This is a genomic window from Chryseobacterium arthrosphaerae, from assembly GCF_001684965.1.
Lineage (GTDB): Bacteria > Bacteroidota > Bacteroidia > Flavobacteriales > Weeksellaceae > Chryseobacterium > Chryseobacterium arthrosphaerae.
The window spans coordinates 1,776,068-1,799,035 of sequence record NZ_MAYG01000001.1 but is presented as its reverse complement, the minus strand read 5'-3'; the positions used below and the strand labels follow the sequence as shown (position 1 = coordinate 1,799,035).

Sequence of the window (22,968 nt, the reverse complement as noted above, 5' to 3'; positions counted from 1 at the left end):
TGACTATTTCAGAATATTAAGACTACCTTTGTTCTTTAAATTTAAATATGAAACGTTCAGGAACAGCAGATTTACCGTTGCACTATGGCAAAGTACCGCCATGGCTGTATGAGCGGATGTCTGTTCTCGGGCTTTCCATTATAGAAGTGATCCTGATGGATTATGGTAAGGATGAGGTGCTTCGCCGTCTGGCTGATCCGTTCTGGTTTCAGAGCTTTGGGGCGGTGATGGGTATGGACTGGCATTCTTCAGGAATCACCACCTCTGTGATGGGAGCTTTGAAGCGTTCTGTCAATCCCAATTCACAATCTCTGGGACTTTACATCTGTGGCGGAAAAGGGAAATTCTCCAGGGAAACCCCTTCAGAGCTGATCCGCATTGCAGATCAGACAGGTTTGAACGGGACAGAGCTGGTAAGAGCCAGTAAGCTTTCTGCAAAAGTAGATAATACAGCCATTCAGGACGGCTACCAGCTGTACCTGCACAATTTCATCCTTTCAGATAACGGAAACTGGAGTGTTATCCAGCAGGGGATGCATGATTCCGATGGTACGGCAAGACGGTATCATTGGCACTCTGAACATATAAAATCATTTATTGAAGAACCTCATACCGGAATTAACGGGGTCTCCAGAGGAAAAATCCTGAACCTTACCGATGCCGATGCCTCAGAGAACCGAAAGGGGATTTTGGATATTTCGCATACAGATTCGGCAGAAGTTATGAAAGACTTTTCCAGACTGATCCTGCCTGCGCATCATGATGTACGGGCTTCTGATGTAGATCTGAAACGCCTGGGCGCACTTCTGTACGTGACCCGTGAGCAGCAGCCTCAGAATTTTGAAGACCTGCTGATGCTGGAAGGAGTAGGCCCCAGAACCATGCAGTCATTGGCGCTGGTAAGTGAGGTGATTCACGGAGCTCCGTCAAGGTTTGCTGATCCGGCCCGGTTTTCATTTGCCCATGGCGGTAAAGACGGCCATCCTTTCCCGGTGCCTACCTATACCTATGATGAAAGCATCAGTATTCTCAGAAAAGGGATAGAAAAATCAAAGCTCGGCAATTCCGATAAACTGAATTCATTGAATAAGCTTCACCAGATCATTACCAAGGCAGAAAAAGATTTTACTCCGGATTTTGATATTCAGGAAGTAATTGAAGAAGAAAGACAGAATTCGTGGCGCTTTGGTGGAAAGACAGTGTTTGGTGATGCTCAGAAACCAAGCCCCCCTAAGCCTATTCAATTGTCTTTATTTTAATGAAGATCAATTAATCTCTTTCTAAAGATCTTAACTCCCGCTACCATAATAATTGAAAGGTATCTGCATCGTGATTCTTCTACCGGTTGTAAGGTGGATCTACGATTTGACAGAGTATGTTTTTTCCATAATTAAAACGGCTGTTTAATTATTTGATTTCAATAAGTTGTCATGAATTCAGTAAACTATGTGACATCAATTCACTTTTTAATTATTTTGTTTAATAATTGTTGCTGTTAATTCAATTAAAAATTTTACTTTTAATCACTTAAAAAAAATTGACCTGATGACCCATAAGTCTTTGGAAATATGTTATGATTTTCCATTTTTTATGAAAGAAGAGCTTGATGAAATATTTAAGGCTCATGAGAAAAGATCCTTTCAAAAAGGTGATTTTATTCTGGAAGAAGGGAAAACAGCCAATGAATATTATATTCTGGACAGTGGACTGGCCCGCTCATTCGTTAATGATTTTAACGGAAACGAAGTAACCACTCACTTTTTTGTAGAGAATGAAGTCATTATTGAGGTTTTATCAATGTTTCAGAGAGTGCCGTCTCAGGAAAATATTGTCTGTATCACAGACTGTGAATGCTGGAAACTGGATTATGATACTTTTCAGGAGCTGTTTCATAAGATTCCTAATCTCAGGGAATGGGGAAGAGCCTGGATGTCTAAAGAGCTTTTTGATTACAAGCAGAGATCTGTAGAAATGTTTACCCTTTCAGCCACCAGAAGATATCTGAACCTGCTGGAACAGAAATCAAAAGTCATACAGTTTGCCCCTTTAAAACAAATCGCTTCGTACCTTGGAGTAACAGACACTTCACTGAGCCGTATCCGTAAGGAACTGGTTTCCCATCCCAGAAAAAATTAAATCTTGCCTTATGGCAAGCACGCTTTCATCAGACCTTGGTAATTTTGGATTAAAGTTTAACACTCAAAATTACGAAAATGAAAGCGAATCAAATTTACGTGAACTTTCCGGTGAAAGATGTTCAGAAAACAAAAGAATTCTGGACAAAGCTGGGATTTCCAGTCAATGAACAGTTTTCGGATGACAAGGCTGTCTGCGTTATGATCAATGAGGACAGCATGTATATCATGTTTCTTGTAGAAGAATATTTCCGGTCTTTTATAGACAGGCCGGCTGCTCCTGCCAATACCGCACAGGTTCTGGTTTCTATAGGACTCAACAGCAGGGAGGAAGTAGATCATGTGGTGAATACCGCTCTGGAGAACGGTGCTTATCAACATGAGGAACCTGAAGATTTCGGATGGATGTATCAAAATTCTTTTTGGGATCCGGATGGGCATGGCTGGAATATAACATTTGCAGACCTGTCTCAGATGCCTTCACAGCAATAGACAATAAACAACAGCAAAAAAAATTAATCTTGCCGTATGACAAGTTGATTTTTAAAACCTCTTTATAACTTTGATTCCAAGTTTAACACTAAAAATTTATAATATGAACATCAATCAGATTTATGTCAATTTACCCATAAAAGACGTACAAAAAACCAGAGACTTCTGGACAAAGTTGGGCTTTTCAGTCAATGAGCAGTTTTCAGACGAAAAAGCTATATGTGTAATCATGAAAGAAGATCATATCTACGCTATGTTTCTGAAAGAAGAATTTTTTCAAACCTTTACCAACAGACCTTTTGCGAAAGGAGATACCACGCAGGTACTTCTGGCCATTGGAGTAGACAACCGGGAAGATGTAGACAGGATCATAAATACCGCTATTGAAAACGGAGGTTCAAAGTATAGTGAACCTATGGATCACGGATGGATGTATCAGAGTGCTTTTGCCGATATAGACGGGCATCAGTGGGAAGTGATGCATGCGGATATGTCGAAATTACCAACGGAATAAATCGATCAATATGGAAATACAGTCAAACGAGATCGCATTAGTGAAGCACCAGATAGGTGTTACTTATAAAGTGATTTCTATCAACACAGAAGGTATAACCCATGAAGAATCGATGATTTTTCCTGATGGAGAAGCCAATTGCATGAATTGGGTTTTAGGACATTTAATTTATGTCAGAAATGGTTTTCTGAATATGCTGGATGAACAGGCTGTATGGGACGGAGAATCGTTTTCCGGATACAACAGGGGAGCTGTTCCTCTGGAGAGAAAAAAAGAACTTGTAGATTTTGAAGACCTTAAATCTTATCTGAAACGGTCACAGGATCAATTGGAAGCTAAACTCAATACGCTTGAACGTTTTAATCCGGATCAGGTTAATGATATTGCCACCCTTTGCTTTCATGAAAATTACCACAGCGGGCAGTTAGGCTATATCCGCAGACTGCTGGGGAAATCAGGAGGGATAAAATAAATGAACAGAACATTTCCGGAGGTTGGGAAACTGTAAAAGATTTCTCATCAAAGATCTTCATTACGGCCTTTTATTGCAGGTATTGATGTATTTGTGATGAGAGTCTGCCTGTGCAGCATTCCATTGTACCGAAGATAAAAATCTTTGCAGCTTGGAAACTTATACTTTGCCAATAACCTGCACCTCTGTATTTCCAACCTTTTATTTCTAATATAAAAAAACAACATAATGGACACACCAAAATCAAAAAAAATAGAACTCGTCATTCCGGCCTACAGAATGCATAGCCAAAGCTTTCTGAATGTTCTGGATGGCATTTCCGAAGAAGATGCATTGAAAAGAGTTGAAAACAAAACGAACCATATTGTATGGATGGCAGGAAACTTTATCAATATGCGTTATGGCTTGGGAGCAGTGCTCGGACTGCCGGTTCAGGATCCGTATAATGATCTGTTTTTCCAGGGAAAAGCATTGGATGAAAGTTTTAATTATCCAAGTCTGGCTGATCTGAAGAAAAACTTTCATGAAATATCATCCAGGGTTTATCAAAAACTTTTCGACATCACCGATGAAGAACTGGATGAGATTTTCGAAATCGGAATGAACATTCCTTTTATTAAAGAAACCAAACTCAATTTTGTCGGGATGTGTATTGGCCGTGAAGACTACCTCTGTGGTCAGATAGGCCTGATGCGAAGAATCCTGGATTATCCGGGAATGAAATATGATGTGGACGAAAACCTGAAATATTAACTGATGGATCCTGTAGAAAAAGGCTATAAAAAGGTCAACGGCATTCAGATGTATTATGAGATCTACGGATCTGGAAAGCCGTTGGTGCTGGTTCATGGCGGTGGTTCTTCCTTTTTGTATGATTTTAAAGAAGTCATTGAAAGGCTTCAGGGTAAATTTCAGCTCATAGGAGTCGATCTGCAGAATCATGGCAGGACTGATCACCGGGATATTCCAGAGACGTTTGAACAGGATGCTGATGATGTTGCCGCACTTTTAACCGAACTGGCCATTGATAAAGCATCATTCTGGGGATTCAGCAACGGAGGAAGCACGGTGATGCAGATAGGATACCGGCATCCGGGAATGGTAGAAAAACTCATCGTGGCCTCAGCATTTTATAAGCGGGAAGGGATGATAGATGGTTTTTTCGAAGGGATGATGGATGCCACATTTGAATCCATGCCGGAACCCTTCAAAATTAATTTCCTGAACCTTAATCCTGACTTTTCAAAACTGGAAAATCTCTTTGATAAAGACTGTAAAAGAATGCAGACTTTTGAAGACTGGGAAGATAAGGTGCTGACATCCATACAATCACCAGTATTGTTCATCAGTGGGGATCAGGATGTGATGAAGCCGGAGCATACTGTAGCGATGTGGCGCCTGGTAAAAGATGCCCGGTTAATGATCCTTCCGGCAACCCATGGGATCTATATGATGCCTGACTTCGATGGGAGCATCAGCAAAAACTTAATTGATTTTACAGTCAATGAAGTCGAAAAATTTTTGAACAAATAAAATTCATAATAAGTCAATACCTGTGTCATTCGTGAAATCATTGGTGCCGCTTGTATTGAAAGTCAAACAATAACTTTTTAAAATTAAAAATCATGGCTAAGTTAAATCCGTATTTAAATTTTGATGGAACAGCTGAAGAAGCGTTCAATTTTTACAAATCTGTTTTTGGAGGTGAATTCGCAGGAGAAGTTCATAAAATGGGCAATGCTCCCGGTACAGAAAACCTTTCAGATGAAGAAAAAAACAGAGTAATGCACATTGCATTGCCAATCGGGGGAGACCTTTTGATGGCATCAGACATTGTTCCGGGGTTTGGGCAGACTCTTACCGTAGGAAATAACAACTATGTTTCTATTTTCCCGGATTCCAGAGAAGAAGCAGACAGGCTTTTTAAAGGGCTTTCGGAAGGAGGAAACATAGAAATGCCCATTGAAGATCAGTTCTGGGGAGACTATTTCGGCAGCTTCCAGGATAAATTTGGTGTTCATTGGATGGTGAACTATAATGAAGAATACGCAAAATAATCTTATATTTAACTCAATTATCAGAGAGCTGCCCGCTACGGGCAACTCTTTTGTTCCACTATTAATAAACAGAACTATGGACCCAATTACAATAGACATTACAATTTTAGCACCGGTAGACAAGGTCTGGAATTATTTCAACGAACCGAAACACATCACCAAATGGAACTTTGCCCATGAAAGCTGGCATTGTCCAAGTTCTGAAAATGATCTGAGAACAGGCGGTAAATTCAAAAACAGAATGGAAGCTAAAGACAAAAGTTTTGCATTTGATTTTGAAGGAGTGTATGATGAGGTTGTTCCCCATGAGAAGATAAAATATCATATGGAAGACGGAAGAAAAGTAGAGGTGATTTTTGATAAAATAGACAACAATACGACAAAAGTTACCGAGATCTTTGATCCGGAGAAACAAAATTCTGTGGAAATGCAGCGGGAAGGCTGGTATGCTATTCTCAACAATTTCCATAAGTATGTTGAGAATCATTAAAAATATTTTTTGTAGCCATGATCAATCTAGTTATCATGTCAAAGAGTTTGAATTCCATTTATGCTGTGAGCTACGATGCAGAAGATGACTTTCTTCTGGGAGTCATTGCAATACCCGCAAGAAGAGCCTTGAAAAAGGAAAAAATAGATTCTTTGGAAAAGCTGTCAGACTATTCTGAAAAGGAAATCCTACAGCTGCATGGTTTCGGAAAAAATACAGTGATGAAGCTGAAAGATCATATGAAGGAGCATCAGATGTGTTTTAAAGAAACATAAAAATTATAAGCATAAAATTGTTGCTGTGTCATTGCGAAATAGAGGAATATACCTCTTCAGACGTAAAGACATCAGATCACTTTTGCTTTATATTTTCTTTGACGCATTTTTATTGATATAAAATCAGTGCAGCCCATGTCCTTACGCTAAATGGAGATCAAATATTTTGCAGACGGAATTCAGAAGCGGAATGAAGAGATTCAAATCCAAACATGGTGCAAACTTTTAAGCTTGGCAACAAATAAAAACATACAACTAAACTTTATATTTATGAATAACGATATTTTCCCATGTCTCTGGTATGACGGAGATGCCAAACAATCAGCAGAATTTTACTGTACTGTCTTTGGAGGCGAAATTACTGCAGATACTCCTGTAGTGATGAATATTGACCTTTTCGGACAAAGGCTAATGCTTTTGAACGGTGGCCCGCAGTTTAAAAAGAACGCGTCAGTTTCTTTTATGGTGATCTGTGAAACGGAAGATGAGGTTCAGAAATATTGGGACCGGTTACTTGACGGTGGGATAGCCCTGATGGAGCTTGGTTCTTATTCCTGGAGCAAAAAATATGGCTGGGTACGGGACCGGTATGGAGTGACGTGGCAGCTGTTTCTGGGAGAAAAATCCAGTGATCAGAAAATAGTTCCGACGCTGATGTTTATTCATCAGAATAACGGAAAAGCTAAAGAGGCAATGGAGCTTTATACAAAGATATTCCCTGATTCAAACATCGGAAATATACTCACTTATGGAGCCGGAGGTGAAGGTCATGATATCCAGGAGCCCGCAGAAAATGTGCAGCATGCTCACTTTGTAATCAACAACTACAGTTTATTCTGTATGGATAATTCCTATGATCATCAATTTGATTTTAATGAAGGTATTTCAATGGTTGTGATGACAGATGATCAGAAGCAGACCGATGATTACTGGAATGCGCTTACTGCCGACGGAGGAAGAGAAAGTATGTGCGGCTGGCTGAAAGATAAATATGGCTTTAGCTGGCAGATTGTTCCTAAAAGACTGATTCAGCTGATGAATGATTCTGATCAGGAAAAAGCATATAAAGTTGTGCAGGCGATGATGAAAATGCAGAAAATTATTATTCAGGATTTAGAAGACGCTTATAACTCTTAAAGTCATTTCGGCGTATTGTTTGATGTGATTTAGAGAAAAGATTTGCCTATGAAAACACAGAACAAATCAGACTCTAAGTCAAAAGTCCCTAAGGAAGGGCTGTTTCCGGAAATTATCCGGGACGATTATCAGGGAAGCCGGAAACTGTCAGGCAAAAAAGCTGTCATTTCCGGTGGCGACAGTGGTATAGGGCAGGCGGTAGCCGTCCATTTTGCCAGAGAAGGTGCAGATGTTGCCATTATCTACAAAGAAAGCGATGACGACGCCAGAGAAACCAAAAGACTGGTGGAAAAAGAAGGGCAGGAGTGTCTTCTGATCAAGGGAGATCTTACCCGGAAAGCTTTCAGGACCAAATGTGCAGAAAAGATCAGAAAAGAATGGGAAAACCTTGATATTCTGGTCAATAACGCCGGAATTCATACTTCAAAAAACAGTCTGGAAAAAATCTCTGATGAACAGATTCAGGAAACGTTTGATACCAATATCATTTCCATGATCTCTTTTACCAGAAATATGCTTCCACTCATCCAGAAAGGCGGACGTATCATCTGTACCACGTCGGTTACAGCCTATCGTGGCAGTGATCACCTGATTGATTATGCTGCAACCAAAGGAGCTGTGCTGTCTTTTATCCGTTCCCTGGCCGATAATCTGGCTGAAAAAGGAATTCTCGTCAATGGAATCGCTCCGGGACCTATCTGGACACCGCTGGTAAAGGAAGCTTTTGATGACCTTTCAACTTTCGGGAAAGACACCCCGTTGAAGCGTGCAGGACAACCTTCTGAAGTGGCACCTGCTTATGTATTCCTTGCATCCGGAGATGCCAGCTATATTACAGGAGAAGTCATTCACATCAACGGAGGTGACTTTGTTGGAGGCTAAATATTGGAAATGAGGCAGCAACAAATTCTTTACGCTCAAACCTTCAGATTTTTCATTCAAAAAAATAAACAAAAGACAATATGGAACAGTTATCATATGAAATAGAGATCAATGCAGAACCGGAAAAAGTATGGAGCGTACTCTGGGGAGATATTACGTACAGACAGTGGACAAGGTCTTTCACAGAAGGTTCTTTTTATGAAGGAACACTGGAGGAAAATAATATCATTAAATTTCTTGATCCCAAGAACAATGGAATGTACAGCAGGGTAGAGAAAATAATTCCCAACGAAGAAATAAAATTTCTGCATCTTGGAGAAATTTATGATGGTATCGAAGTTCCCCAGGATTGGGGAGAATCTACAGAAGCTTACTTCCTTGAAGAAAATGAAGAAGGTACATTGCTGAAAACAAAAATTCAGACCCCTGCCGAGTTTAAAGATTTCTTTGAAGAGAAATTTCCCAAAGCCCTGGCGATCATTAAACATCTGTCAGAAAATCAGCTGTAATCAGCAAGAATAATATAAAACCCAAATCAACCACTAAAATTTATGATATGGAAACCTTATCTTATGAAACAGTAATAGATGCTCCCCGGCAAAAGGTCTGGGACATCCTCTGGAGTCCCGAAACCTATAGTGAATGGACCCAGTATTTCGGAGCAGGATCTACCATGAAATCCGATTGGAAAGTAGGAGGGAAAACTTATTTTCTCAATAACCAGGGCGAAGGAATGGTGTCTACCATAGATAGCCTGGATGAACCGAATCAGGTGGTCTTTAAACATTTAGGAATGGTAGATAAAGACGGGAATGAAGATACCCAAAGCAAGGAAGTCATGGAATGGAACGGCTCCTTTGAAAAATATTTTCTAATTGACTTCGACGGGAAAACAAAACTCCATGCTGAAGTACAGGTAGAAAAACAATGGCAGGATCATATGAACACAGGTTTTACCAAAGGATTGATGGTAGTGAAAAGTCTGGCGGAAGGAGTAAGCTTTGATTCAGTATAATTATGAAGTTGCTGATTATTCTTTTCGGGACATTTCTATTGGCCTTGCTGGGAACATTGATCTTTAAGGGAAGCCCTGATTTTTTATTTTCGGGAAATCTCGGGATGGCCGTTTTTATCATCTTCACAGGTTTTTCTCATTTTAAATTCCAGAAAGGAATGGCGATGATGATTCCTGATTTTATTCCGGGTAAAATGTTTTGGGTATATTGTACGGGTCTTATAGAAATCGCTGCAGGAATAGGCCTGATGATACCCTCAATCCGGGAGCTTACAGCCATTCTGCTGATTGTTTTTTATATTCTGGTTTTTGTTGCTAATATCAATTCTTCCAGAAAGAATATTAATATTTTCAAAGCAGATTATACCGGACCCGGAATGAAGTACCTCTACAACGAGAGGATTCCCATGCAGATTATCCTGATTGCCTGGACCTGGTATTTCGGAATTTATTTACACTGAATAAAAGACGGCAGAATATGCTGTCTTTTTTTTTGTTTTAAAATAAACAGAGGAGGATGTAACATTTTGAGCCTTTCAGATGTCTAATGATATAAGAAGGTTTGTTTGACTATTCTAAAACTAAAATTTATTGGTAACTTTACCTTAATCTTAAAAAAACATAAATATGAATTTAAATCGGAAAATTTTCGGTTCAGCTATTATTGTATTGTCTGCTATGATGACCAACGCACAAAGTTCTGCTGCCAAATTACCTGGAGATCCTACTTTACCATCATCCAGGGCCAATCTTGAAAAGCTTATTTCTTACGACAAAGGAAACTTTAAGTACAAAGTTGAAGACTATTTCGCAAGACCAAAAGCTTCAGCCTTTAAAATATCTCCTGACGGGAAATACCTTTCTTACAAAGAAAAAGACCAGGACAAAAAGAATCATGTCTACGTCAAAGATCTGAGTTCCGGAACAGTGACTAAAGCTATTGTGGAAAAAGATGATCTGATCAGAGGTTATGGGTGGCTGAACAAAAAACGGCTTTTTTATACCCAGGATAAGGGAGGAAATGAAAATATTCATTTGTATGCTGCTGATGTGGATGGAGGAAACCAAAAGGATTTAACACCATTTGACGGAGTAAAAGTACAGTCGATCATCCCTGTAAAAGATACTGACTTTGTTGTGGTAACCATGAATAAAAACAATAAGCAGATCTTTGAACCCTTCAAAATCAATTTCATTACCGGGGAAATGACCCAGTTGTATGAAAATAAAGATGTCAACAGTCCTATAAACAGCTATATTTTTGATAAAGATGGAAACCTGAGAGGGTACAGCATTCTTGAAAACGGACTGACAACAAAGACTTATTATAAAGACCTGCAGACAGGAAAATTCAACCTGATCAAGTCTACAGACTGGTCTGATACCTTCAGTATTATAGAATTTAATGACAATTCCAAAAATAAAGATGAAGCTTACGTAGTGACGAATCTGGATAGCGATAAAGCGAGAATTGTACTGTATGACCTTAAGAAAAATACTGTAATTAAAGAGATTTATTCCAATCCTGTATATGATGTAAGCTCAATAAGTACCGCCGGTAAAAACAGAAAATATGAGCTTGACTATATCAGCTATGAAGGAGCTAAAGGAGAAACCGTTCCGGTAAGTAAATTTTATAAGGAAATACATAACCAATTGAAATCTCAGTTTGGAGACAAAGAATTTGGAATTGCTTCTTCAGATGATAATAACAATAAACTTCTTATTATAGTAGGAAGTGATAAACTGTATGGAACTTATTACGAATACGACACCAAAACCAAACAGACCAAGCTACTTTACAATCTGATGCCACAGCTGAAGGAAGAAGATATGGCTGAAATGAGACCAATCGAATTTAAAAGCAGAGACGGATTGACCATCTATGGCTATATCACACTGCCTAAAGCAGCATTGGAAGGGAAAAAAGTCCCTTTAATTGTTAATCCTCACGGTGGTCCGCAGGGAGTCAGAGACGGCTGGGGATTCAATCCTGAAGCCCAGCTGTTTGCAAGCAGGGGGTATGCTACACTTCAGGTCAACTTCAGGATTTCCGGAGGGTATGGTAAATCATTTCAGAAAGCGGGTTATAAGCAAATTGGAAGAAAAGTAATGGATGATGTGGAAGACGGAGTGAAATATGCAATTGAACAGGGGTGGGCAGATAAAGATAAAGTAGCCATCTACGGAGGAAGCCACGGCGGATATGCTACCCTGATGGGGCTGATCAAAACCCCGGATCTCTATACCTGTGGGGTGGATTACGTAGGAGTGTCCAACATTTTTACCTTCTTCGCTTCTTTCCCGGAATACTGGAAACCGTATAAAGAAATGGTAAAGCAGATCTGGTATGATCTTGATAACCCTGAAGAAGCCAGAATTGCGAAGGAAGTCTCACCGGTTTTCCAGATTGACAGGATCAAGAAACCTTTATTTGTGGTGCAGGGAGCCAATGACCCAAGAGTCAATATCAATGAATCTGATCAGATTGTAAAAGCAATGCGTGCCAAGGGCTTTGAAGTTCCTTATCTCGTAAAATATGATGAAGGGCACGGATTTGGAAAAGAACCGAACAGAATTGAGCTTTATAAATCTATGCTTGGTTTCTTTGCAGAGAATTTTAATAAGTAAAATATAATTAAATACTATTTGAACGGAGGACTTAGGTCTTCCGTTTTTTTATTATGACTAGGTGTGTTTAGATTCCTGCGGAATGACACAATTGTAATGATCGTTTATCCATACGGCTTGTCATTCCGTAGAATCTCATATGAAGTTAAAGAATCGATAGAAAAGGTCTTTATCATTGATACTCTTAGCCCCGATAGCAGCGGTTACCCCGTAGCATGAGCGGGATAGCGGGAGGGAAAGGTTTGGAAGAGCCTTGCGTGAGGAGTATGAGCGGATAGCGGGAAAAAGCTCCCGGAAAAAAATGAGCAATAAGCAATAAATAAAATAAATAATGAGCTGCTGATGCAGAAACAGGTGAAATAAAAACCCGATAGATACAAGAAAAATTGAATTTCCAGAAAAATATTTTAAATTTAATAAAGTAAAACCAAAAGTATAGCCGTCATAGCAATATGGAGGTTGTCGAAAAAATAACAATGCCACAGAAAGAGAAAGAAAGCATCATCTCGCAGACCGTTTCCAACTACGGTGGAAAGCTGATGTCCTATATTCGTCCGAAAGTGAAAAATACGGAGGATGCAGAAGACATTCTGCAGGAAGTGTGGTATCAGTTCAGCAGTCTTACGAATCTTTCCGAGATCGTAAATATTGGAGGCTGGCTGTACAGGGTGACGGCAAATAAAATCACAGACCGTTACCGCAAAAAGAAAACAGAAAATCTTGAAGACTTTGTCTATGAAGATGAAGACGGCAGTTTTTCCATCAAGGATATTTTATTGATGGATGAAAGTGCAGGCCCTGAAGTGAAGATGTTTCAGGATGAGATCTGGAAAAAACTGTTTGAAGCGCTTGATGAACTTCCCGAAAAACAAAGGCTGGTCTACGTAGAAAATGAACTGAACGACAAAACCCTCCAGGAGATCGCCGATGAACAGGGAGAAAACATCAAAACCATCATCAGCAGAAAAAATTATGCTGTGAAGCATCTGAGAAACAGACTGAGAAAGTTATACGAAGATTTAAAAAGTTAGAAAAAGAAATTATGAATCATAAACACAAAAAAGGCTGGATTTTTCTATTACTGTGTCCGCCACTGATCCTGTTGGCCGTTACATGGATTGTCATGTCACTCTGGAACTGTCTGCTTCCTGAAATTTTAGGGGTAAAACCTATTACATTCTGGCAGGCTATGGGAATCCTGATCCTGAGTAAAATTCTTTTCGGAGGTTTTCATTTCGGAAAAGGAATGAGAGACTTCAAGGAAAGGAAAATGAGAGAGAAAATGGCAGGCCTGTCTCCTGAGGAAAGAGAAAAATTCAAGGAAGTCTGGAGAAACAAATGCTCCGGAGGGTTCTTCAACAGAAATAACGAATAATTTAAAAATTGTAAAGAAGTAGTAAAGTAAAATTTAAATTCATTCGTCTATATAAAAAACAAGAAGTAGTAAAATTTAAAATTTTGAAAAAATGAAAAATTCAGCATTAAAAGGAGCTCTTGGAGCACTAGCCGTTGTGGGTGTAGCCTTAATCGCTAAAAAAGCCGCCCAGAGAAAAAGATTTATCAAAGGTATTTTTGATGAATACGGAATCAAAGAAAAATCCCCTTTCGGACTGGCCGATAAGATCAGAGAAATGAATGATGAAGAGTATCAGGAACTGAAAGGGAAATTCAAAAAAGAATTCCATTCAAAATGCTGCAGAAGAGATAATACCTGCGAGGCATAAAAAGTAAAAGACTAAATTGAAATTGTTTAATTCGGGTTCGGGAAGCGAAGCTTCCCGAACCCGAATTTTTTTATTTAAAAACCACTGTCACAGTAATTTTTAACGCTACATTTGTCTTTAGTTATTAAAAAGCAATGCAGAAGAAATGAAATTAAGGAATACTTTTATTACAGTACTGTCGTTTTTCTCGATCATCGTTTACGGACAGAATTCTCAGCAAAAACAGTATCTATTCTTTTTACACAATAAATTCTTAGAAGACCATTCCTTAGAGGAGTTGCATCCTAAATATGGTATTGCCGAGTATGAAACGATACTCAGTAAACTGAAAGACCGGAATACGGTTGTTATTTCCGAAAAAAGGAAAGCCGGTACAGATCCCGCCATCTATGCTGGAAAAGTGAAGAAACAGATTGACAGTCTGATGAAAAAGGGAATCAAAGCTGGAAATATTACTGTTGTTGGGACTTCGCAGGGCGGTTATATTGCACAGTATGTGTCTTATTATGAGAAGAATCCGCAATTGAAGTTTGTATTTATCGGTGCTACTTTTAAAGATGATTCTCTGGAAAAAGACAAAAACTTCAGATTGTACGGAAGAATTCTTTCCATTACTGAAAAGTCGGATGATGGCCATGTTCCACTGTCGCAGGAGCAGCGGTTTATAAGGTCTGATATTAAAGAATTTAAAGAAATAGAGCTTAATACAGGTTTAAATCATGGTTTTCTTTTCAAAGCCCTCAACGATTGGATTATTCCCGCTAAAGATTGGGCCTCCCGGAATTAGGTAATAGCTCTCTGTAATGCTGATCAGAGATATCTTGCTATGTTCAGAATCACACGCGGGCCTTTGAAATAGCTGTTTCATTTTTAGAGGAATACAATTGTACCGAAGACAAAATCTTATGCCTTAATGCATAAAGTTGGCGGAAATTCAGATCCCTTTCGCTTCCGGCCATCAGCTCGTAAACTATATCGGGATTGCTTCATCTTTGATTTGTAATGAAATTGACATCCGTTTTTACAATAAAATTTTACTGTAAAGATCAAACACAAAGAAAAATAAATCCTTAATTTTGTACTGCTCAATGAAAGATTATTACTATTTTCTCGGTATATCCCAGGATGCTTCAGAAGAAGACATCAAAAAAGCATATCGGAAGCTTTCTTTAAAATACCATCCTGATAAAAATGAAAACGATGACTTTTTTGCAGACCGTTTCCGTGAGATCCAGGAAGCCTATGAAACATTGAGTGATCCTGTCAGAAGACGCAGCTATGATCAGAATTTAGAAAATCATCAGAAAAGTTTCAGGTACAATATTCCACCTGCTATAAAGACATTTACAGCCAATAAAATTCATGCAAAAAAAGGAGAGGAGATTATCATCAGCTGGCAGACGAGCAATGCTGATGTAGTAAAAGTATTGCCTTTCGGACTGGAAAAGCCTTACGGAGAAAGGACGTTTAAGATCACAGAGTTTAAAGACGGAAAATTCCAGCTTCTGCTTCATGTAACCAATTCTTTATTACACAAAACCGTGGTTCAGGGAATTACCATTACAGAGGTCTTTGAAAATGATGCTGAAAAATTCAAAAACACAGTGGAAGAAATGTTTAAGCCACAACCGAGAACAGTAGTGAACAAATACGGTCAGCCCAAAATTATGATGCTGTTCTGGGGAATACTTATATTGGCGCTTGCCCTATATTTTCTGATCAGGAATTTCAGCTGATTACGCCATTTTCTTCCTTCCGGGACATTTTTTACATCTTTTCCCTTTCTTAAATTTTTTACAGCAGGATTTCTTTTCACAGAACATCTCTTCATTGTTGAATGCGTATGCAGGAGCTAAAGGTGGAACCTTAAATGGGACTATCATATTCATACTGCAAATATATTAATTTAGAATAAATATAATTAAAAAATTTTCATAAAATAATATACTCAATAGTAAGCGGTTGAGTCAAAAGTTGGGGTATCCTGAAGAGAAACAAGGTCTGCTACGGCATATCTGCTAAAATTGTACTGAAAAAAACAGGTCTGAAAACCAGACCTGAACTTGTTATCTGAATGAATACGAAGTCGTAAACTGTAGCCTGAAGGCATCACCTTTTATCCCTTCAGCATTCTGGGTCCTTGCATAATTTCCTTCCACGTCCAGCCTAAGATTTTTACCGGCCTGATAGATAATATTGATGGCAGCATTCTGAAAACGCTTCATAAGGCCATTCCCGGGTACCGGATTTGAACCCACCTGTGAATAACTGTAATAAGCGACCGAGCTCCATTGGGGAGCCCACCAGTGTTCCCAGATTCCCAGAATATTAAAAAGACTTAAAGTTTCAGCCCTGTTACGCTGAGGATCAAAAACGGCGTCATACCCTTCACCGCTTAAAACGATATTATTTCTTGCATATCCTTTTCCAAAGGAAGTCTGAAGCCTGATATTGGTATTGCTGTTAATATATTTTCTAAGCGAAAGAACACCTCCGAATCCCAATTTCGTATGGCTTTCATCTGAGTTTTCATAATCAACAGATGATAGAACACCTGCTATTTTAATATAATCCTTTGTACCATGGCAATATGAGGCTGTTAGAACCGGCATCATGTTTTTCCTTTTCCATTCAGGATGGCTGTCCGGTATGGTCATGCTTACTGTTCCCGGGTCTTCCAATGAAAAAGATAAGACCTGCTGATCAGAAAGCTGTTCGGTATAACGCAGCTGTACAGACCGCAGAAACATAGCTCCGTTTGCCCCGTTGAAATCAAATATATTAGGGAAAATTTCAACATCACTGAAATTGCTCCATGTTTGGCCTATCAGCCATTTTTTCCATTGTACATACGCATGCCTGAGTCTTGGGTTGGTCGTTCCATCCGGACCGTAAAAATCAATTTCTGCATAAACAGAAGCCGGAGAATCTCCGTTAGATTCAATCTCCTTTAAGCCTAAACCGATCTGTGACTGTTTGATACTGATATAGCCGGATCTCGAATTACGCTGCGGAATTACAATGGAAGGGGCAACAATGCCATCCTTAGAACCCATTTCCTGAAAGTCAAGCATCATATCTGTCTGTAAAAACCCCTGCAAATAAACGGACCACTTTCTACCTGTGGAATCAGGTTCTGTATTAGCAATAGTAATCTGTGCATAAGTCCTTGCCTGGAATAATGCCAACGCAATAGTAAACGTCGGCACGATCTGCGCGTTTTTTATTTTTCTCGTCATTTGTGTGTTTTTTATTTATATACTATCGTTCGTTCATCTGCAATTGAATTTATCAATATTGAGTTTCATATTTTATTATGATCAGAGGTTTTTCTGCTGTCAGTACATGAAACCTCTACGAATGTACAAATGCTGCAGGAAATCGTTTAAGTTTAAAAAAACATACTTTTAATTCTGATATGGAAGACGGAAACCCTGGAATTGATCTGAATTTATAGTTAATATCCTTTGAAACTGCGCTTTTATAAAATTAAATTCAGTGAATAATGAGATGATTATTTTTACTTTTTTAACATAGGGAATGTTTACTCCCTTGTTTAAACTTTTTTAAGAAGGCAGCGTGATGATTTCTCTCTTGTGCAGTCATTTAAAAAATCGTAATTTTACGAACCTTTTTTACAAACAAAATCTAATAAATAAAAATGAATACAGAACAGTTTGTGAGCCGTCACATTTCCCTTAATGAAGCCGATAAACAGGCGATGTTGGAAAAACTTGGCGTTTCTAGTATTGAAGAGTTAATTTCTCAGACCATTCCTTCTTCTATCCGCTTAGAAAAAGATCTTGAGATCTCAGAACCGCTTTCGGAATACGAAATGCTGAATCATTCAAAAGAATTGGCGTCAAAGAATACAGATTATACAAGCTATATCGGTTTCGGGTACCACAATACACTTTTACCTTCAGCCATCCAAAGGAATATCTTTGAAAACCCTAGCTGGTATACGGCATATACACCGTATCAGGCAGAAATTGCACAGGGAAGACTTGAAGCTCTTCTTAATTTCCAGACTGTAGTATGTGATCTTACAGGTTTTGCACTGGCCAATGCATCTTTGCTGGACGAATCTACTGCTGCTGCTGAAGCAATGCATATGTTCTTCAACAACAGATCTAAAGACCAGAAAAAAGCAGGTGCCAATAAGTTCTTCATTTCTGACCTTGTTCTTCCTCAGACAGTTTCTGTACTGAAAACTAAAGCGGAAGGATTGGAAATCGAGATCGTAATAGGTGATCATAAAACACACCAGTTTGACGGTTCTTATTATGGGGTTTTATTACAATATCCAGGTAAAAACGGAATCGTTTTAGACTATACGGAAGATATCGTAGAATATAAAAAACTGGATCTTCAGGTAGCTGTTGCGTGTGACCCAATGGCATTGGTAAAGCTGAAATCTCCTGCTGAGATGGGCGCTGACTGTGCTGTAGGTACTTCACAGAGATTCGGTATTCCATTAGGATACGGAGGACCTCACGCTGCATTCTTTGCTTGTAAAGAAGATTATAAGAGAGATATTCCGGGAAGAATCATCGGGGTTTCTCAGGATATGTACGGGAAACGTGCATTGAGAATGGCTTTACAGACAAGAGAACAGCATATCAAGAGAGAGAAAGCGACTTCCAATATCTGTACAGCTCAGGTTCTTTTAGCAGTAATGGCAGGAATGTACGCTGTTTACCATGGGCCAAAAGGATTAAACTATATAGCTGATCAGATCCACTTTAAAGCAAACGCTTTGAAAGGAGGTCTTAAAGCTTTAGGATATCAGGTGGTAGAAGAGCCGATCTTCGACACCGTAAAAATGACAATGTCTGAAGAAGAGAAAGGAAGACTGATGAGAATGATGCAGGATCACAGACTTAACCTTAACTACTTTACAGAAGGTGTAGTAAGTGTTGCAATCAACGAAAGCACAACATTGGAGAAACTGAATTATCTGATGGCTTCTTTTGCTCAGTTCAAAGACAAGCAGACCTTCAAACTGGAAATCAAAGAAGGATACAGCATTCCGGAAGAAAACTTAAGAAAAGACGAAATTCTTACAGAATCAGTATTCAACAAATACCATACGGAGACAGAATTGATGCGTTACATCAAGCGTCTTGAGAGAAAAGATCTATCTTTGACGCACTCAATGATCTCTTTAGGATCCTGTACCATGAAACTGAATGCAGCTACGCAAATGTTGCCGCTTTCATGGGCCGATTGGGGTAGTGTACACCCATTCGTACCGGTAGACCAGGCTGGTGGATATCAGCAGATGATTGCAGAGCTTGAAAAAGACCTTGCGACAATCACTGGTTTTGCAGGAACTTCTTTACAGCCCAACTCTGGTGCCCAGGGAGAATATGCAGGATTGATGGTGATCAGAGAATATCACATTTCAAGAGGAGATCACCACAGAAACGTGGTATTGATCCCTCAATCTGCACACGGAACCAACCCGGCTTCTGCAGCAATGGCAGGAATGAAGATTGTGGTGGTTAAAAACCTTGAGAACGGAGAAATCGATTTCGAAGATCTTAAAGCGAAAACAGAATTGCATTCAGAGAACTTATCTGCTGTAATGATCACATATCCGTCTACTTACGGATTCTTTGATGCCAACATTAAAGAAATTACAAACCTTATCCATGAACATGGAGGTCAGGTATATATGGATGGTGCCAATATGAACGCTCAGGTAGGATTTACAAGTCCTGGAAACATCGGAGCAGACGTTTGCCACCTTAACCTTCACAAAACGTTCGCTATTCCTCACGGAGGTGGAGGTCCCGGAGTAGGTCCTATCTGTGTTGCGAAACACCTGGTACCGTTCCTTCCTTCTAACGCCAATATCAGAATCGGAGCCAAAGAAGCTATTGACGGTATTTCTGCTGCACCGTACGGTTCAGGGTTGATCCTTAATATTTCTTATGCTTACATCAAGATGCTGGGAACAGACGGTCTTAAAAAAGCTACAGGACATGCGATCATGAACGCTAACTACCTTAAAGAAATCTTAGCAGAACACTTCCCGATCTTATATTCAAATGAAAACGGAAGAGTAGCACACGAGTGTATCGTAGATTTCCGTCAGTTCAAATCTTTAGGAATTGAAGTGGCTGATGTAGCGAAGAGACTGATGGATTATGGTTTCCATGCTCCTACCGTTTCTTTCCCGGTTGCAGGAACATTGATGATTGAGCCTACTGAATCTGAAAGCAAGGCTGAAATCGATCGTTTTGCAGAAGCATTGATCTCTATCAAAAAAGAAATTGATGAAATTGCAAACGGAGAAGCTGATCCGGTAAACAACGTATTGAAAAACGCTCCTCATACAGAACAGTTGGTTATCTCTGATTCTTGGGATAAACCATACAGCAGAGAAAAAGCTGCTTATCCATTAGAGTGGGTAAGAGACCACAAATTCTTTGCTTCCGTATCCAGAGTAGACGAAGCTTACGGAGACAGAAACTTAGTATGTACCTGTGAGCCGATTGAAGCTTATATGTAATTAAAAGTTTTTTTAACAATAACAAATCCCTTTCAGAAATGAGAGGGATTTTGTTTTTATAGTCATTACGAGCAAAGCGAAGCAATCTCTTTAACGCAAAATTCGCAAAGATTTGGACTGCTAACTGATTATAGCGTTCGCAAAGGCGTTCCACTCAGCAAAGCTTAAACGATGTGTTTTTTCAGCAAATTGCGAGACTTGTACTGTCATTGTCATTGCGAGCGTAGCGAAGCAATCTCAAAGCAGCGATGATTGTTCTATTTCGTTTTGATTAATTCTTCAAGTCTGGTCATCATATCATCCTTTTCCTTCAGCATTCTTTCGTAAAGTGCGATTTTCTCTTCATGTATTTTGAGAATGGTTTCTATAGGATTGAATACAGGATTAGTATTATGTGCATTGAATATTGAACCATTATCTAAAGAAAAAGTATTAGCGATAATATTTACAGCTTGTTCTTCATCAAAATTCTGAAATGCTTCCACAGGAATTTTTAAAACTTCAGAGATTTTTTGAAGAAGCGGATCTTCAATCGTTTCTTTCTGTTCCAATAATGGGATTTTTCTTCTGATTCCAGTCATCACCTAACTCCAGTGCCAAAGCTTCCTGTTTGATGCCTAGCACTTCTCTGAATCTTTACGTTTCTTCCCTGATCTGTCTTTTGTTCCATTTGTGGTTTTTAAGCTTATATGAATGGTTATGATGATTTAAGATAGAAAATTGTAGCGGATATTAAGAGGTGAAGCTGAAGATTTGTGCCAAATTCTTTTTGATGAAAACAAAATCACCTCCCAAAACTGAGAAGTGATTTGTAATTTTTATTTTATTTCTGTTATCTTCTTTTATAGCTGTAGGCCACTAATATGGCTACACCCATCGTAAGAACGGTTATCATTGAAATCGTTTCAATGGAGATTCCACTTTTCATCTGTGTGTTTTCTTTTTCACATGAATAAAAGAATAATACTGTCATCAAAAGACAGCCCTGGAGTAATTTTTTAATCATACAATGTATTTGTTTGGTTACTAAAGTTTTACTATCAAAAACTATACCGGATTTGTAGACTAAAAAATACGGGCTATTTACGGTTTTTCAATATTGTTTTTTTTCTTCATCCCAGTAGTAGCTGTCCGGATAGATTCTTGCTCCAAAAACAGCAGTTCCCACCCGTACAATGGTAGCGCCCTCTTCAATAGCTGTTTCCAGATCGCCGCTCATCCCCATAGAAAGTTCGGTCATTTCAACATTAGGAATGTTTTCCCCGATGATTTCCTGCTGCAGGTTTTTCAGAATCTTAAAGCATTTCCTTACTTTTTCTGTTTCTGCACTGAAAAGGCCGATGGTCATTAACCCTTTTATTTTTAATGTTGGAAATGTTGAGACTTTCCGGATAAATTCAATGGCATCAGCGGGATCAATACCAAACTTACTTTCTTCATTTGAAGTGTTCACCTGAATTAAAACCTCTATCATCCTGTTTTCGGCAGAAAGTCTCTGATGTAACTTTTCAGCTAAATCCAACCGGTCAAGAGACTGAACGCAGGTGACGTTGTATTTCAGGGTATCTTTCACTTTGTTGGTCTGCAGGTGCCCGATGAAGTGATTTTCATGAGGGATATCTTTTAAAGCTTCATATTTCTCCTTCAGTTCCTGTACTTTATTTTCAGCAATTAAGGTCTGTCCGTGATCTAAAGCGATTTTGATCCGTTCAGCAGAAACCGTTTTGGTGGCCAGCAACAGTTTTACTTCTCCGGTATTTCTTCCGGATTTTTCACAGGCACTCTTTATCCGGTCATTGATGGTAGCCAGATTGTGGAGGATATCTTCTTTCATGGCTGAATTATTGGTCTGGATTCCAGTTGTTTGATCAAAGCAGCCTTTACAGCCGTTAAAGCATGGTCCTTTGCTTCCGCAAACGAAACAGAGTACTTTCTTTCAATTGTTCTCATATCCTCAGGAAAGCGGTTCAGCAATTGATCATAGAAAGTGTCAAGAAATTCATCAGAAGGCATTTTATAATTGATCTTCAGCTGAAAACGTCTCAATAAAGCAGTATCTATGATTTCCGGGTGATTGGTAGCGCAGAGCAAAAGGGCATTTTCAGGATAATAATCAATCAGCTGAATAAGGGTGTTGACCAGTCTCCGCATTTCTCCTACATCTTTGTCATCACTTCCCCTCGCTTTTCCGATCTGGTCCAGTTCGTCAAGAAAAAGTACAGATCTCTCTCTCGCGGCTTTATCAAAGATCATTTTAATATTCTGGGAAGTTTCCCCGATCCTGGATGAAACAATATTGCTCAGATTCAGAATAATGATGTTTTTTCCTAAAGCATTGGCAACGGCTTTTGCCGTCATTGTCTTCCCGCAGCCTGAACTTCCCTGAAGCAGAATCTTATTGTTGACCGGCAGCCCGTATTCCTGAAGCTCCCTGATATAAGTATGTTCTTTGATAAGCTGTATAAGCTGATCCCTGTTATCTGTATCGAGAAATACTTCATTCAGGTTGACCGGTTCTTTATCCTGAATAATAAGGTTGTATAAATTCATGATGATTGAATGATTCTTGAATAGACAAAGATAAAGCTTTATTGTATGCTGTAATATATCCTGAATGAGAATAA

Annotated in this window: 27 protein-coding genes and 1 pseudogene; 22 read left to right on the top strand and 6 right to left on the bottom strand. The window is 39.0% G+C overall.

Annotated elements, in window-relative coordinates:
* Positions 1 to 47 precede the first annotated feature (47 nt).
* The 21 genes from BBI00_RS08275 (at position 48) to BBI00_RS08175 (ending at position 15,560) form a co-directional block, all read left to right on the top strand.
* Positions 48 to 1,259, top strand: coding sequence for a DUF763 domain-containing protein (locus BBI00_RS08275; protein ID WP_065398319.1), 1,212 nt, complete (start codon positions 48 to 50; stop codon positions 1,257 to 1,259).
* A gap of 286 nt (positions 1,260 to 1,545) precedes the next feature.
* Positions 1,546 to 2,136 carry a Crp/Fnr family transcriptional regulator gene (locus BBI00_RS08270; protein WP_065398318.1) on the top strand — a complete coding sequence of 197 codons (591 nt, stop codon included), beginning with the start codon at positions 1,546 to 1,548 and terminating at the stop codon, positions 2,134 to 2,136.
* Between the two features lie 77 nt (positions 2,137 to 2,213).
* Positions 2,214 to 2,627, top strand: coding sequence for a VOC family protein (locus BBI00_RS08265; protein ID WP_065398317.1), 414 nt, complete (start codon positions 2,214 to 2,216; stop codon positions 2,625 to 2,627).
* 103 nt (positions 2,628 to 2,730) lie between these two features.
* Positions 2,731 to 3,141, top strand: a complete 411-nt coding sequence (locus BBI00_RS08260; RefSeq protein WP_065398316.1) for a VOC family protein — start codon at positions 2,731 to 2,733, stop codon at positions 3,139 to 3,141.
* 10 nt (positions 3,142 to 3,151) lie between these two features.
* Positions 3,152 to 3,613, top strand: coding sequence for a DinB family protein (locus BBI00_RS08255; protein ID WP_065398315.1), 462 nt, complete (start codon positions 3,152 to 3,154; stop codon positions 3,611 to 3,613).
* Positions 3,614 to 3,841: 228 nt separating this feature from the next.
* Positions 3,842 to 4,366: a DinB family protein gene (locus BBI00_RS08250; RefSeq protein WP_065398314.1), complete on the top strand. Its 525-nt coding sequence runs from the start codon at positions 3,842 to 3,844 to the stop codon at positions 4,364 to 4,366.
* A gap of 3 nt (positions 4,367 to 4,369) precedes the next feature.
* The gene (locus BBI00_RS08245; RefSeq protein ID WP_065398313.1) at positions 4,370 to 5,146 is read left to right on the top strand and encodes an alpha/beta fold hydrolase; all 777 of its coding nucleotides are present in this window, start codon (positions 4,370 to 4,372) and stop codon (positions 5,144 to 5,146) included.
* A gap of 92 nt (positions 5,147 to 5,238) precedes the next feature.
* Positions 5,239 to 5,670: a VOC family protein gene (locus BBI00_RS08240; protein WP_065398312.1), complete on the top strand. Its 432-nt coding sequence runs from the start codon at positions 5,239 to 5,241 to the stop codon at positions 5,668 to 5,670.
* A 76-nt stretch (positions 5,671 to 5,746) separates the two neighbouring features.
* Positions 5,747 to 6,160: an SRPBCC family protein gene (locus tag BBI00_RS08235; protein WP_065398311.1), complete on the top strand. Its 414-nt coding sequence runs from the start codon at positions 5,747 to 5,749 to the stop codon at positions 6,158 to 6,160.
* A 35-nt stretch (positions 6,161 to 6,195) separates the two neighbouring features.
* On the top strand, positions 6,196 to 6,435 hold the full coding sequence (locus tag BBI00_RS08230; RefSeq protein WP_228394737.1) for a DNA-directed RNA polymerase subunit alpha C-terminal domain-containing protein: 240 nt from the start codon (positions 6,196 to 6,198) through the stop codon (positions 6,433 to 6,435).
* A 270-nt stretch (positions 6,436 to 6,705) separates the two neighbouring features.
* A complete protein-coding gene (locus BBI00_RS08225) occupies positions 6,706 to 7,572 on the top strand; it encodes a VOC family protein (protein WP_065399669.1) in 867 nt (288 codons plus the stop codon).
* A gap of 48 nt (positions 7,573 to 7,620) precedes the next feature.
* Complete coding sequence (locus tag BBI00_RS08220; RefSeq protein WP_065398309.1) at positions 7,621 to 8,454, top strand: SDR family oxidoreductase; 834 nt, start codon at positions 7,621 to 7,623, stop codon at positions 8,452 to 8,454.
* Positions 8,455 to 8,534: 80 nt separating this feature from the next.
* Positions 8,535 to 8,963: an SRPBCC family protein gene (locus BBI00_RS08215; RefSeq protein ID WP_065398308.1), complete on the top strand. Its 429-nt coding sequence runs from the start codon at positions 8,535 to 8,537 to the stop codon at positions 8,961 to 8,963.
* Positions 8,964 to 9,010: 47 nt separating this feature from the next.
* Positions 9,011 to 9,469: an SRPBCC family protein gene (locus BBI00_RS08210; protein WP_065398307.1), complete on the top strand. Its 459-nt coding sequence runs from the start codon at positions 9,011 to 9,013 to the stop codon at positions 9,467 to 9,469.
* 2 nt (positions 9,470 to 9,471) lie between these two features.
* Complete coding sequence (locus BBI00_RS08205; protein ID WP_065398306.1) at positions 9,472 to 9,930, top strand: DoxX family protein; 459 nt, start codon at positions 9,472 to 9,474, stop codon at positions 9,928 to 9,930.
* 166 nt (positions 9,931 to 10,096) lie between these two features.
* Positions 10,097 to 12,100 carry a S9 family peptidase gene (locus tag BBI00_RS08200; protein ID WP_065398305.1) on the top strand — a complete coding sequence of 668 codons (2,004 nt, stop codon included), beginning with the start codon at positions 10,097 to 10,099 and terminating at the stop codon, positions 12,098 to 12,100.
* A 452-nt stretch (positions 12,101 to 12,552) separates the two neighbouring features.
* Positions 12,553 to 13,131, top strand: a complete 579-nt coding sequence (locus BBI00_RS08195) for an RNA polymerase sigma factor (RefSeq protein WP_065398304.1) — start codon at positions 12,553 to 12,555, stop codon at positions 13,129 to 13,131.
* Positions 13,132 to 13,142: 11 nt separating this feature from the next.
* Positions 13,143 to 13,475: a hypothetical protein gene (locus BBI00_RS08190; RefSeq protein ID WP_065398303.1), complete on the top strand. Its 333-nt coding sequence runs from the start codon at positions 13,143 to 13,145 to the stop codon at positions 13,473 to 13,475.
* A 91-nt stretch (positions 13,476 to 13,566) separates the two neighbouring features.
* Positions 13,567 to 13,824: a hypothetical protein gene (locus BBI00_RS08185; protein ID WP_065398302.1), complete on the top strand. Its 258-nt coding sequence runs from the start codon at positions 13,567 to 13,569 to the stop codon at positions 13,822 to 13,824.
* A gap of 145 nt (positions 13,825 to 13,969) precedes the next feature.
* Positions 13,970 to 14,611 (top strand): alpha/beta hydrolase family protein, encoded by a 642-nt coding sequence (locus BBI00_RS08180; RefSeq protein WP_065398301.1) that lies wholly within the window; start codon positions 13,970 to 13,972, stop codon positions 14,609 to 14,611.
* A 301-nt stretch (positions 14,612 to 14,912) separates the two neighbouring features.
* Positions 14,913 to 15,560 carry a J domain-containing protein gene (locus BBI00_RS08175; RefSeq protein ID WP_065398300.1) on the top strand — a complete coding sequence of 216 codons (648 nt, stop codon included), beginning with the start codon at positions 14,913 to 14,915 and terminating at the stop codon, positions 15,558 to 15,560.
* Here the strand turns inward: BBI00_RS08175 and BBI00_RS23280 are convergent, their stop codons facing one another.
* Positions 15,561 to 15,713, bottom strand: coding sequence for a hypothetical protein (locus BBI00_RS23280; RefSeq protein WP_165602504.1), 153 nt, complete (start codon positions 15,711 to 15,713; stop codon positions 15,561 to 15,563).
* A 177-nt stretch (positions 15,714 to 15,890) separates the two neighbouring features.
* A complete protein-coding gene (locus tag BBI00_RS08170; protein ID WP_065398299.1) occupies positions 15,891 to 17,063 on the bottom strand; it encodes a DcaP family trimeric outer membrane transporter in 1,173 nt (390 codons plus the stop codon).
* Positions 17,064 to 17,485: 422 nt separating this feature from the next.
* Between BBI00_RS08170 and gcvP the strand changes: the two genes are divergently transcribed.
* Positions 17,486 to 20,344, top strand: a complete 2,859-nt coding sequence (gcvP, locus tag BBI00_RS08165; RefSeq protein WP_065398298.1) for an aminomethyl-transferring glycine dehydrogenase — start codon at positions 17,486 to 17,488, stop codon at positions 20,342 to 20,344.
* Positions 20,345 to 20,601: 257 nt separating this feature from the next.
* Here the strand turns inward: gcvP and BBI00_RS08160 are convergent.
* From BBI00_RS08160 to BBI00_RS08150, 4 genes and pseudogenes are all read right to left on the bottom strand, one after another.
* A pseudogene (locus BBI00_RS08160) lies at positions 20,602 to 21,014 on the bottom strand (XRE family transcriptional regulator).
* 162 nt (positions 21,015 to 21,176) lie between these two features.
* A complete protein-coding gene (locus BBI00_RS23275; protein WP_165602503.1) occupies positions 21,177 to 21,350 on the bottom strand; it encodes a hypothetical protein in 174 nt (57 codons plus the stop codon).
* 87 nt (positions 21,351 to 21,437) lie between these two features.
* A complete protein-coding gene (locus tag BBI00_RS08155) occupies positions 21,438 to 22,178 on the bottom strand; it encodes a YggS family pyridoxal phosphate-dependent enzyme (protein ID WP_065398297.1) in 741 nt (246 codons plus the stop codon).
* Positions 22,175 to 22,894 (bottom strand): AAA family ATPase, encoded by a 720-nt coding sequence (locus BBI00_RS08150; protein WP_065398296.1) that lies wholly within the window; start codon positions 22,892 to 22,894, stop codon positions 22,175 to 22,177. Before BBI00_RS08150 ends, BBI00_RS08155 begins: the two co-directional genes overlap by 4 nt.
* Positions 22,895 to 22,968: the final 74 nt, after the last annotated feature.